Here is an 11,604-nt window from a genome sequence, read left to right on the forward strand (position 1 = left end):
GTTCTGTAAGTCGTTGTTGAGCACAGTGCTTGGCGGACACCCACGCTATCCGCTTGCCGAGGCGGAGCACCGATCGACGCAGGCCGCTCGACACGGGATGTAGTTGGGGGCGTCTCGCGGTAGAGTGCCGATTATGGTGACACCATCAGCCAGACCTCCGAAATCCGGAGTCAGCGGGCCGTGATCAGGTCATGGGCCTTCAGCAGCCGGTAGACTGAAAGCTTCCGCTTCGGTTTATAGCGCTCGTACCATGCGGCAATCAGCGCACTCGTATCGATGCAGTAAATCTTCTTGGCCATTCCGGTTTAGGCCGCCATGCCAAAGGCCGCCTTTTCCATTACAGCAACGGTCGTAACATTCATATTTAAGAGACCCGCGACATCGCGCAGTGTGAAATATCGATCGTGATAGCCCTGTAAATAAGCTGGGAAAACGTGCGACCGAGCTGACTCAGCACCACGTAATGATACTTGGGGCCCCCTTCGGACGGTTCTTTCTGTTCGTCAAGCTGGGCGTAGATCTTCTGGAAATCAGCGCGCTTGCTGTCATAGAAGGCCTGGATGGTGCGACCGAGCGTCAGCAGCCGCCGCAGCACGGCTTCCTGGCTCACGCCAAAGCGCTGGGCCAACGCTTCCAGCTAGCTAAAGCGTTCGAAGCGTCTCCGACTTCGCTTAATAGCCGTTCGCAACATTGGCGTAAGCGGCGGCGAAGAGCCATGTTGTATCTCACCAATGACCTTGAAGCCGTGGCGTTGATAAAAGGGAATGTGCTCGGGATTTGAACTTTCAAGGTACGCGGTAATGCCCTCCTCATCACATCGTTGAAGAGCGTATTTCATCAGCAATGTGCCAAGCCCTTGTCCAGCCCAGTTGGGATCGGTGGCAATGAGAGGCAGATACCAATGTGGCCCGGGGGGATGATGTTCGGCCATTCCCCGCCGCAGGTGTGCCATATCATCGGTAATCCCCGGGCTCAGGGACTGCGCCATGATTTCGTCCAGCGCCTCCTCGTCTTGTTGCACGCCGGGAGGCAGCCACAGGGCCGCGGCGCGAATCCCTCCCGCGACGTACGCTGTGCCATGCTCGAATGCTCGTCCGCCACAGGCGTTGATGAACTGAGGCATGCTCTGAAGATATCGCCTTGCGTCAGGCCAACTCCACCGCATCAACGGATCGGCGGCAAAGCCGAGCACAATTGTCCAGACGGTGCTTGTGCGATTGTTTGCGTTCGCAGATTTGATGTCCGACTCCGCTGGCATAATGTGATTTCCGGGTCTCAATCTAGGCGTCAGAGTTACAAGGGTGCAGGACAAATGGCTCTGAACGAGAGCAGAGAAAGGATACACCGACAGAGGCCTTCGTCGGATGCATCGGGCGTCCAGGTTAGCAAATGTCGCACTTTGAGGTCGCAGTTGACCAACGATCTTTCACGCGATCTGATAACGTATCACCTCGTCTCCCATTGAGCTGTTCTGGTAAGGTCTGACATTCAAAACACGTGCCAACTGCGAAGCCGCATATACGATTGCCCTCAGTCGGATGGGGCCATCGTTCGAAGCGGACGGCGCGCCTCATCTTCTCGCGCCAAGCAACCTCGGCAAGCGCTCCACGGGCGTCGCGATGCCGACACCATGATCTCCGTCGTAACTCGGTCCATTCATCCAATGGATGAAGTCGACGTATTAACTTACCGGCTTTCCTCTTCGTCTCTGAACTTTCCGAGTGCGTCGAGAAAGAAACACAACCAAAGGAATTGATAAAGTTGTGTCATTCTTGGTGCGGCCAATGCTTGCTTGGCCCCAGATATTGTCTCCGGTCGGCCGCTGGGGTGGTGTGATAGATCTGGGCCTGAAGTTGAGATGTGCGGTCGACGGCGCCGAAAGGAAACTCGTCTCGATAGTTGTCGTTAAATGCACGGATGTCCTTGAAGCTGCGCCTGACCAGTTCAACACTGAAACACTTTCGTCCATCATGTTCCTGAATGTCGTTGACGTACATTTCGTAGAGCCCGGGCATCAACGCTTCGATCGCCTCCAGAGTGAGGGTCAAGCGCAGCTGCGAAGCCCACGATGCAACGCGTGTCTTGTGCGAAATCCCCGTGCCCCAATTCTAGCGGGTCATGGAAAGCGAGTTCCGCGATGACAGCTCAGACGCTTGCCCCCGAATGCACGTGTCAAACCAGCTGGTGCAAAAAAGAGTTTTCAGAGGTCGTAATTCAACGACTTGCGAGAGCGTTATTCGTCGCTTCACATTTGCAACAAATGCGCGCAAGCACTGCGAGATGCACGCGCGTAGCTCAGCTGGATAGAGCGCCACAAGGTGGAGGCCACCCGTTCGAATCGCGTCGGGTGCGCCATTTCAGTACAGAACCGCGAACGCCGAGAGCCGCTGATTTTTCGCTTGAGGCGGCGACCAGGGTTCGCAGCAGTTCCGACGTCGATCCCATGATGCGGACCTCCTTTTCCGCCACCTCAATGCGCTGAGCGAGCCCGCGCAGGTGCTCGCGGCGGTAGCCGCCGCCCTCGATCCGTATGCGTTCGCGGGCCACGCGTGCGAATGTCTTGATCATGTCGGGGCTGACAGCCTGGCTGCTGGCATTGTCGAGCGCTGCCTGAGCGCGCTCTGCATCGGCCGTGGCCTGATCCCGAATCGCCTTGAGGCCCGCGATGCGGTCTCTCAGACCTGGGGCGTCCAGTTCGGCCACGCCCAATTCGATCGCGTCATAGAGCCGGTTGAGCCGCTGGTCGGTCTCGGTGATCCGTTTGTTGAGTTCGGCGATGTGCTCGCGGCGGCGCTCTGAGCGTTCTTGGCGACGGTCAAGGACGCTGGCAAGCACTCCCTCCAACCGGTCGGGGTGGAGCAGACGGCTCTCAAGGTGATCGGCGACAAGATCGTCGAGCTGGTCCATCGGGATCGATCGACCCTTGCAGCCGGTCTCCCCCTGCCGGGGTGTCGAGCAGGTGTAGTAGCGATACATGCTACCTGCGCTGCCCTTGCCAGTCCGGAGCGCATTGCTCCCCCGCACTTGGCGCAAAAGCAGATGCCGGTAAGAAGCGTGGGACCGCTGGTGACGCGGGTCGGCGTCACCATGGGGTGACGGGATTTCAGGCGGGCCTGAACGGTATCGAAGATGTCGCGATCGACCTCACCCTCGGGTTTGCGCTCCCGGTCCTTGTGCGAGCGCTTGTTGAACTTGTGTTCGCCGATATAGGTCGTGCGGGTCAGGATGCTATGGATTTGCGCCAGGCCCCAGCGCCCGCCATCGCGGGTGAAGATGCGGCGTTCGTTGAGATAGCAAGTGATGGACTTCACGCCCATCGGCCTGGACACGCCGTCTCCCTCCAGAAACAGACGATAGATCATCCGCACCGGCGTGCAGCGGATCAATCTCCAGCTTCTTCTTGGTCTTTGCGCCGCGCTGCTCGGCTGCGACAATCCTGTAGCCGATCGGCGGCAGCGCGCCGTTCCAGAAGCCTTGCCGGGCGTTCTCGCTCATCGCTCGCAGCACGTGCTTGGCGTTTTCCTTGGATTGATACTCACCGAACAGCGCCATGATCTGACGCATCATCACATGCATGGGATCGTCGCCCATCTCCTGCGTGATGGAGACGAGCCTGACGCCGTTCTTCGCCAGCTTGCGGACATAGAACTCAAGGAAACGGCTGAACGAATGAACCACGACGATGTCGAAGGGTGCGGGCTTGCATGTGCCCACCTCGATCATGCGCTGAAACTCAGGGCGGCGGTCGTTGGTCGCGGAGGCTCCCGGCTCCACATAGGTCTCGACGATCGCATAGCCGCGCGCCGGGCAATAAGCCTCACCTTGCCGCTTCTGATCAGGAATGGAGACATCATGCTCGGCCTCCCGCGCCGTCGAGACGCGCAGATAGAGGGCGGCGCGCGCCCCTTTCGAACATTGGGGCACGGTCATGGCGGGCGTCTCCTTGTCAGATCATCGGCATGGCCCGAACAGGTCGTCGAAGAGATCGGCGAACCACGCCTCGAATACGTCCACCTCGGCGTCCGTGACCGCGACGCGGTCGGGCCAATCGACTGTGACGGTCCAGTCAGCAAGATCATGCTTTGGCGGCCTGCCGGCACGCGGCCACGGCTCGATGCTGGCATAGTCGAAAAGATCATCCGGCAGGATGCCGGGACGCAACGGTCTTTGCTGGGTTTGGCGCGCGCTCGGGATATCCCGCCAGGATCGCGCGATCTGTCGAAAGCAAGAAGTAGCCTAATTTTGCGCCACGATACGCTAAGCTGCGCGATAAGCCGCGCAGCGTGAAAATACTTGCGTGGTGCGGGACCAGAGCTATTCATCGCAATTCATCGTCGACTACGCGGCGCGTTTCAGCGGACGAGCGCGTTCGATCCGCTGACGCTCCTTGGGGCTGTTCATCGCTTCCCAGAGATCGCTGCGCCGCTGCACGTTGAGCCAGAAGTCCGGGCTGTTGCCGAACACGCGGGCGAGGATCAGCGCGGTCGCCGCCGTCACGTTCCTGCGGTTGTTGCACAACTCGTTGACGTGCTTGCGCTGAACGCCCATCGCCTCGGCAAGCGCGCCCTGGGTCAAGCCCATCGGCTCCATGAACTCCTCGGTCAGTATCTCGGCGACCGTGGCCGGCTTGCGCTTCGTCGTCAGCATGGTTTGCCTCGCTCTCATCGGTAGCTGTGATCATCGAGATAGACGCCCGCCGCTTCGCCTCGCTTGTCGTCCCAGCGGAAGATCAACCGCCATTGCTGGTTGACGCGGATCGAATGGAACCCCGCCAGATTGCAGCGCAGCTTCTCGAAGTGATTGCTGGGCGGCACGCGTAAGTCCTGATCGGTCGTCGCATCGTCGATCATCTGAAGCTTGCGGAATAACCGGGCTTCATGATCGGGCGGGACGTTCCGCGACCGGACATCATCCACAAAGAAGGCGCGTAGCCATTCATCCCGAAAGCCAACGATCATTCCAAGGCTCCAACATAGAGCCTATGTACCACCCTATGGGTCATATTACAAGCCGCAACCTACCACTGCGAACCCCTTCGACCTCGGGCATTGGAGCGCTCGCGCCCTCAATTAGCCTTACTTGCTTGGAGAGCCCAAGCCGGGGCGGCGACGGCTGGTCCAGGCCGTCAGCCGCGAAGAGGAGGCGCGACAGCGGCAGCCTTGAAGAGTCGTCGCTGACCCGGCCCACTCGCGCCAAGCACGCAAGGCTTTCCGCTGCTTCACAAGCCCAACCCGTGTTTGCGTCCGAAGCTCCACTCGATGCCGCCGCTGTCGCGCATCACACCGCTGATGCTGGCCGATGCGCTTGTCGAGCACAGGCTGCTGCCAGGGGACGAACTGGAAGCCGAGGCCGTCGTCGATCATGGCAAAGCGCCCGCTGGCGCGCGTGGCGATGCCCGCAAGCTTGCCGGCGACGAACTCACCCGGCTTGCTCGGTGTGTAACTGACGCGATCATCGGACGAGCCGCCGCTGGCCTTCATCAAACAGTGGCATCGGCTCGAACGTTCGCCGCGAGCAGTGTTCGAGCGCGTCCAGCTCTGCGTCATGACGTGAGCTTTCGAGGCATTCGATGTCCGGCGAGGATCTTCGCCGGATCAACGTCGTGGGGGCCGTTCAGCATGTGCTGCTACGTCAAGACGGCCGGCTCATCATGCGCTTAACGCCAATGCGTTCTTCGCGGACCATTACCGGACTGGATATGTTCCATCCAAACAATAGATTTTACCAATTTTGCCGCAATCCCCATAATCAGACGCTGGCTAACTCAAGCATCAATCAGGAAAATGCGTGTGAAATGACTTGTTGGTTTCAACACAGTTGCTGGATGATAGGCAAGCGCGAACGGATGATTGCCCAGCTGCGTCCTGGTGTGCGCCGTACTGGATTGGGACTGACGAGGTGCTCATGAGGTCTGCGAAAGCTGGACTGGAGGCTCTTCAATGGTCGGTAGACCCGCGGAGGCGGAGCTTTCCCGTAGTTCTTCGAGGCTGGTCTTGTTTGACAGCATCGGCACGGGCACCCGATCGTGCATTCTCAGTAGGTAGGTGACTCATGAGTTCGGACAGCAAGCATCAATCGCTAGAGCAGGAACTAGCCGCCGACGATCCGTGGAGGCTCGACGGTAATCCATTCGAACGCGAGCGTCACTCGCAAATGCTCCGGCTATCGCTTTCGCAAGGCGTGATTTCGCACGCCCTCGAGGTCGGGTGCGCGGCCGGCGCATTTACGGAAATACTAGCACCTCATTGCAAACGGCTCACAGTCATCGACGTTATGCCGCAAGCGATTCGTCGAGCTAGCCTGCGGACGAAACGGTGGTCGCACATAACCTGGATGGCTTCGGACGTTCAGCAGTTTTCGACCGCCGAGCGGTTTGATTTGATCGTACTGGCCGAAGTCCTCTACTACCTTGGAGGCGTGGCCGAGATGCGTGCGACTATCCGCAAGTTGGTGCAGATGCTGGCGCCAGATGGACAGCTGGTTTTTGGCTCAGCCCGAGATACCAACTGCAGGCGCTGGGGCCATGCCGCTGGAGCTGAGACTTGCATGCTCATGTTGAAGGAATCGTTGGTCGAAGTCGAGCGAGTGAGTTGCCAAGGTCAGTCGGCTAACGAAGACTGCTTGATCTCCTGCTTTCGGAAGCCGAATTGATGCCGGCTCAAGAGGGTGTCAGAAAGAATGTGTAAGCAGGCTTCTGTGAGTTTACCTTACCGAGGAGACTCACATGACGACCGAGACGACGTTTACACCTGAACTACTGGATCAACTGCTTGCTAACTATGAGAAGCCAGAAGACCTCACAGGTACGGACGGGCTTTTCAAGCAGCTGAAGAAGGCGCTGATTGAGCGGGCGCTTGGCGCGGAGCTGAGCGATCATCTTGGCTACGAGAAGGGGGACCCGGCCGGCCGCGGCAGCGGCAATAGAATAGCCGCAACGGGACCAGCGCGAAGACGATCCTGACCGAGGACGGCGAGATCGACATGGCTTTGCCACGCGACCGGGCCGGCAGGTTCGAGCCGCTATTGATCGCCAAGGGCCAGACCCGTTCGACGGCTTCGACGACAAAATCCTGAGCCTCTACGCGCGCGTTAGCTTGCGCAAGATCATCAAGACCCGCGGCAGTTTCCCAACGACGACGCCGCGTTGAAGCTGCTTTATCTCGCACAAGAACGCCGGATTGAGGTGGCGGCGAGGTGTCGAGTGGACTGCCGCCATGGGCCAGTTCGCCATTCACTTCGGCTCGCGTTTTCCGGGATCAGCGCGATGACCACAATGTCCGCCTTATCCGGCGGCCCGAGTTTGGCCGATCAGCAAGCTCTGAAAAGGCGGGCCTGCGGCCCCCGCCTGCGACGGCTGCGGCTTTGACAGGGCTTGCTGCCCGGCCACTGTTAGCCACCATAGGATCAAATGACAATGTCCGGCTAATGCCAGAAACGACTGCAATCCAGCTTCACAGAGGCCTCTTACACAAATATCTGAACATTCCCTGCGCGCCCTTGTTCCTGCTTCCTTAAGCCCTTGAACGAGCTGCTCTCCGCCCATCATTCTCGACCCCTGGTTACTTCGGAGCGGCGGTGCGCGATCAGATATCAACCAGCTCCGTCTCAAGCTCAGACCGCCACGAGGCGTGGCTGATCTATGCACGAATCCCTAAGACGATCCGCCCTGTAGATTCCTGCCATCCTTCTTACCGACACCCGCGTAAAGAACATACGTATCCTCAATCGTGTAGTCAGCGCCCGCGAGGCAGCCACGCGCTAGCTCATTGACCGTATGCCGGATTGAGCTTGTGTCACGGTACTCAGCGTTGAGGCACGCTGCGATGAGTATACTCTCTGCTTTGAGAGGCGCTACCCTGCTCAGGCGCGCCTCATTGATGCAGTGCAACGGCATCGGCTGACCTCCTCGCCAGTCCAGAGGCTCGAACCCGTTTCCCCGTTCTTGCAAGTTGAAACTATGACAGGAGCGCATCTCATGTGGCGCGATCTGCTGTTTTCAGGCGGTCGACTACTGCGGGTCCTACTCGATCGTATCTCCTGAGGCTGCGGGTCGAGTTTGTGTGCGCCACCCAACCACTTCTTGGTGCGGTTCGACATGCTTCTCATTTTTCGCTCGAAAGCGATCTGTTTCACCTTCCACAATAGACGTTGCGATTTGCGCCGACCGAGCCCGCCGCCTCAGATGAAGCAAAAGCAGTACGCCGCCGAAAAGGCTCGTCATTATAACGGCCGTCATCAAAAGGCACGCCACACAGCACAATGCGGCTATATCCAAGGCCGATCGCAACCAGAACGGCACCCAATCCAGACGTGCCGTGTCCTCCGTAGGGCCAGACATGCTCGCTATAACCCGCTGCTCTTCTCGATGCGTGATAAGGCTAATCGTTCACCGCCTATTGACGGATCGGCACCCTAAGGATGCGAGCTGACGCCAAGCTGACGAGTTTCCCCACGGCAACGATATCGTCTGGCGGGAGTCCCAGCCCTTGTCGATCAGCCGAAGGGATCTGAAAACTCCCCGAACAAACATCAACAAGCATCTTAGATGTATTGAAGAGAGTTGTTCGTCTATCGCAGTTGTCGTTCCTACCGGAATAGATGCGGCGGCGCCCCCTGTTGGGGCCCTCAAATCGTTGTAGTAATACGGGTCTCATGATAGCCCCCCAATCTGTGCAAGCAACATTGCCGTTTCAGATGGATCAAGCCCGACGACGCCAACGAAGCTAGCCGGTGGCATTGGAATGTCCCGACGAGTCGGCTTCCAGAGATGCAGGCAATACCGGCTGTTATTCACGTATTGCGAATGAGGAGGATGCAGCTGCATCACGCACTCCTCTTCATCCCAAAACAGGTCTTTGACGAAGCACATCTCTTCCCAGTTCGGACAACGTCGCGGCGTAGAGACGGAGATATGCTCCCAACCTGGGCGAACAAGTCCGACTATCCTGAGCTTGCAGCCACAAGGCCCCTGAACAAAAAAGAGGCCGCAAGGACCTGACTCCGGCGCGCTGGCGAATTGGCCATATCGTACGCGGCCAGCCTCGAGCTTTTCTAGAACTTGTGCTCTCACGTCGCCTCCTTTGCCTCGCTTGATTTTCGAACAAACTGCTGAGCAAACCGTAGTGTAGATCATCTCTCTTCTTCCGCTTCCAATGCCGGCAAGCACATGCAACCGGGCGGCTTGCTTCTCCTTGAACCGGTAAAGAACCTCCATCGAGAGGCCGGTACAAACTTTCGCCATCTCCTTCACCTTCACTGAGAAGAACGCGTACGTTTCCTCACGGATATGGTCACAATGGTGCCTTTCAGCTTCCGAGTTTGGTTCAGAGCACCAGATCTTCCTTTTTTACCTCACCACATCAACGCACCGCCGGAAACAGCTGCTCTTCCAGTTCAGTCACGGCCGGCCGACGGAACGAGCTCCCTTGAATGCCGGGATCATAAGGCGACCGTTTCCGAGCTTGATCCCGCCGTCGAAGGCGCAGCGGTGCCCGTCGAACCTGGTGAACGGTCTCGGCAAGTGGCCGGATGAGCCAGGCTTCTCCCAAGCCTCAGTCGCAATCGCAATCGCTCGTGATGTTCTTCGAGCCGACGAGCTCGCTGCTTACACTTACCAAGCGCTAAACAGCTGGTGAAGGGGTCCAGCGAGCGGCCGCGCCAACGCACAGTCGGGTCGGCTGTAGCATGTAACGGCAATTGGCGGCCACCCCTTGCGCTTCCGCAGGATGCTCACCTCAGACGCTTTATCGACGAACAGACCAATGTTCAAATTGCCCTTTGATACAGTTCTGAATGCCACTCGTGAAGAGATCGCAGTGCGCATCATTGAAACGCTGCGCAAGCTTGGCTTGGCGCTGCACTCACTCGCGCCGTCTTCCAACATACTCAAGGACTGCTGCAACGATACTGAATTGGGAGCGATCGAAGCAGCCCTTGACTTGAGGATAAGCGGTCCACTGAACAAGAATGTGCAGGCGGAGCATCGCGAAATGGCGTCCCAGCGAGCACTAAGATCAGCAATTGAGGGCAAGACATTTCGCTATCCGTGAATGACGTCTGGATGAGGCGCGGAAAGCGGAGCTGCGAGCAGCTGAGCCCCTCCTCGGCTCGACGACCAAGTGTCCAGACAATTGGCGGTATTGATCCACGAACAGCGCGATCTGGTTTGCATCACGCGCGGGTGTTTTTCATCGATCTAGAGCCAGACTGGTTTCATCGCTTGCTCCTCCCCTAGCGCGCCGGATTAATGTCGTTGAAGCCGCAGATCGCAGTCGGCAGCGACATTCGGCTTGGCCGTTGGCGGTCATGAGGAGGCACACCTCAATTGATCGTCCGGCGAAGCGCCCTGCAAGAGTCGCGCAACGCATCGATGGTGGAGCGTTCAAATCCCAGAGAGTTGCCAATGAGGCAAAAAGTAGCTCAGAGCAGCTGACTAGGGCTTCCAAAGAAGCTGCTCTGCCGCCAAATTCGAGGACCGCCGCCGCTGCCAATTTATTCCGCTCGCGCGCCGCATCGAGAGCACACCCGCGCGTGGCGGGCGCTCCCGTTGCAGCGCCCCTTCCCGGTGCATGCCGCTACGAGAAGTCGGCCACTTTCAGGCCAAGCCGCACCCGGCGCGACTTCTGCTAGCCAGTCCCCGGGCCTAAATTGAGCCGGTCGAAGTACCAAAGAGGATCGTCCCCCGACGAATCCGTCTCCATGTATTCTTCGCCCGAATATTTCTCGACACTTCCTTCGTTTTCGTCATCACTACTCTCAACTTTGGAGAGATATAGCCGAGGCTTGTCCGCCCGCTGCCATTTTCCCTCATCGTTCAGCGTCCACTTGTCGGGATGCTGCCTAGGGTCAAGCACATATTCATTGTCATCTTCATTGTCCCCCACGTAAACAAAACCCATCTGCTCTAGACGGGGCTTCACCTCATCCGTGGCAGGACGCGACATGACCAACGCCCGCTTGCCGTCAAGCCGAAGTTGATGTTCCAGCAGAACATCGCCTGCGTTCTCGACGAGCGGATGAGTAACCCGGAGATCGACAACGGACGAGACGTGTTTTCGCCCAGGAAAGTGCCGCTCCCACGCCTCCCCTCCCATGCGGCGTCGACCTTCGGTCTTTAGAAGCCCGACACTCTTGTTACCCAATTGATAGCTGAAATATCGCGCATGGTCCGAATCCTCTACGGTGGATCCGGTTCTGGCGACCATCGCTGTGCGCTCAGCCTTTTCGGAAACGAAATCCGAGTATTCTTGCGGATTATCGGCTATGTGCTTGATGTCCTTACCGTAAAAATTTCTCAGTTCTTCCCTGAATGACTCCCTGTCAATCTCATCGATGGGAGGTTCGGAAATGAGGGAGTACGGCCGTGTCGCCCCCGAGGACGAACCAGGCGCCGTAAGCGTTTCCGTAAACCTACGGCCGTCTGCCGATAGCTCCGATTCATCGGCCTGGCTCGCGCTTGGAACTTGGCTGGAAGAACCAGTGATTCTGCTACTATACATGCGGTTTGCTCTCCCTATCGCAACGTACTGGCCTACTCGAAGACCTGTGGACAATGATAGGCGCGCGAGCTGACAATAAGCTGACGCACAGAGGGGGCGCATCACC

The 11,604-nt window shown here is 58.2% G+C and carries 12 protein-coding genes and 3 pseudogenes; 4 read left to right on the forward strand and 11 right to left on the reverse strand.

The window, feature by feature from the left end; translation table 11 throughout:
* Positions 1 to 170: 170 nt before the first annotated feature.
* From KIP88_RS47530 to KIP88_RS47535, 9 genes and pseudogenes are all read right to left on the reverse strand, one after another.
* Positions 171 to 299, reverse strand: coding sequence for a DUF4411 family protein (locus KIP88_RS47530; RefSeq protein ID WP_249791514.1), 129 nt, complete (start codon positions 297 to 299; stop codon positions 171 to 173).
* Between the two features lie 65 nt (positions 300 to 364).
* Positions 365 to 628, reverse strand: a complete 264-nt coding sequence (locus KIP88_RS44035) for a hypothetical protein (protein ID WP_214494288.1) — start codon at positions 626 to 628, stop codon at positions 365 to 367.
* 9 nt (positions 629 to 637) lie between these two features.
* Positions 638 to 1,258 carry an N-acetyltransferase gene (locus KIP88_RS44040; RefSeq protein ID WP_214494289.1) on the reverse strand — a complete coding sequence of 207 codons (621 nt, stop codon included), beginning with the start codon at positions 1,256 to 1,258 and terminating at the stop codon, positions 638 to 640.
* A 508-nt stretch (positions 1,259 to 1,766) separates the two neighbouring features.
* A complete protein-coding gene (locus KIP88_RS44045) occupies positions 1,767 to 2,048 on the reverse strand; it encodes a DUF3141 domain-containing protein (RefSeq protein WP_249791515.1) in 282 nt (93 codons plus the stop codon).
* Between the two features lie 247 nt (positions 2,049 to 2,295).
* Positions 2,296 to 3,930 (reverse strand): annotated as a pseudogene (locus tag KIP88_RS44050) (recombinase family protein).
* A gap of 21 nt (positions 3,931 to 3,951) precedes the next feature.
* On the reverse strand, positions 3,952 to 4,161 hold the full coding sequence (locus tag KIP88_RS44055) for a hypothetical protein (protein WP_249791516.1): 210 nt from the start codon (positions 4,159 to 4,161) through the stop codon (positions 3,952 to 3,954).
* Positions 4,162 to 4,338: 177 nt separating this feature from the next.
* Entirely contained in the window at positions 4,339 to 4,647 is a 309-nt protein-coding gene (locus KIP88_RS44060; protein WP_057847589.1) for a HigA family addiction module antitoxin, read from the reverse strand.
* 14 nt (positions 4,648 to 4,661) lie between these two features.
* The gene (locus KIP88_RS44065; RefSeq protein WP_214494290.1) at positions 4,662 to 4,958 is read right to left on the reverse strand and encodes a type II toxin-antitoxin system RelE/ParE family toxin; all 297 of its coding nucleotides are present in this window, start codon (positions 4,956 to 4,958) and stop codon (positions 4,662 to 4,664) included.
* Positions 4,959 to 5,218: 260 nt separating this feature from the next.
* Positions 5,219 to 5,441: pseudogene (locus tag KIP88_RS47535) on the reverse strand (DUF3363 domain-containing protein); the annotation flags it as partial.
* A gap of 128 nt (positions 5,442 to 5,569) precedes the next feature.
* On the opposite strand from KIP88_RS47535, the gene KIP88_RS44075 reads away from it, so the two are divergent.
* The 3 genes and pseudogenes from KIP88_RS44075 to KIP88_RS47540 form a co-directional block, all read left to right on the forward strand.
* Positions 5,570 to 5,908, forward strand: a complete 339-nt coding sequence (locus tag KIP88_RS44075) for a hypothetical protein (protein WP_214494291.1) — start codon at positions 5,570 to 5,572, stop codon at positions 5,906 to 5,908.
* A 143-nt stretch (positions 5,909 to 6,051) separates the two neighbouring features.
* A complete protein-coding gene (gene nodS / locus KIP88_RS44080; protein WP_057850273.1) occupies positions 6,052 to 6,651 on the forward strand; it encodes a nodulation methyltransferase NodS in 600 nt (199 codons plus the stop codon).
* Between the two features lie 73 nt (positions 6,652 to 6,724).
* A pseudogene (locus KIP88_RS47540) lies at positions 6,725 to 7,106 on the forward strand (transposase); the annotation flags it as partial.
* Between the two features lie 1,544 nt (positions 7,107 to 8,650).
* On the opposite strand, the gene KIP88_RS44095 reads toward KIP88_RS47540, so the two are convergent.
* Complete coding sequence (locus KIP88_RS44095) at positions 8,651 to 9,241, reverse strand: hypothetical protein (RefSeq protein WP_214494297.1); 591 nt, start codon at positions 9,239 to 9,241, stop codon at positions 8,651 to 8,653.
* 520 nt (positions 9,242 to 9,761) lie between these two features.
* On the opposite strand from KIP88_RS44095, the gene KIP88_RS44100 reads away from it, so the two are divergent.
* Positions 9,762 to 10,049 (forward strand): hypothetical protein, encoded by a 288-nt coding sequence (locus tag KIP88_RS44100; RefSeq protein ID WP_214494298.1) that lies wholly within the window; start codon positions 9,762 to 9,764, stop codon positions 10,047 to 10,049.
* A 576-nt stretch (positions 10,050 to 10,625) separates the two neighbouring features.
* Here KIP88_RS44100 and KIP88_RS44105 read toward each other — a convergent pair.
* Entirely contained in the window at positions 10,626 to 11,498 is an 873-nt protein-coding gene (locus KIP88_RS44105) for a host specificity protein (protein ID WP_249791517.1), read from the reverse strand.
* Positions 11,499 to 11,604: the final 106 nt, after the last annotated feature.

Source organism: Bradyrhizobium sp. SRL28 (genome assembly GCF_018596315.1).
In the GTDB taxonomy this organism is placed as follows: domain Bacteria; phylum Pseudomonadota; class Alphaproteobacteria; order Rhizobiales; family Xanthobacteraceae; genus Bradyrhizobium.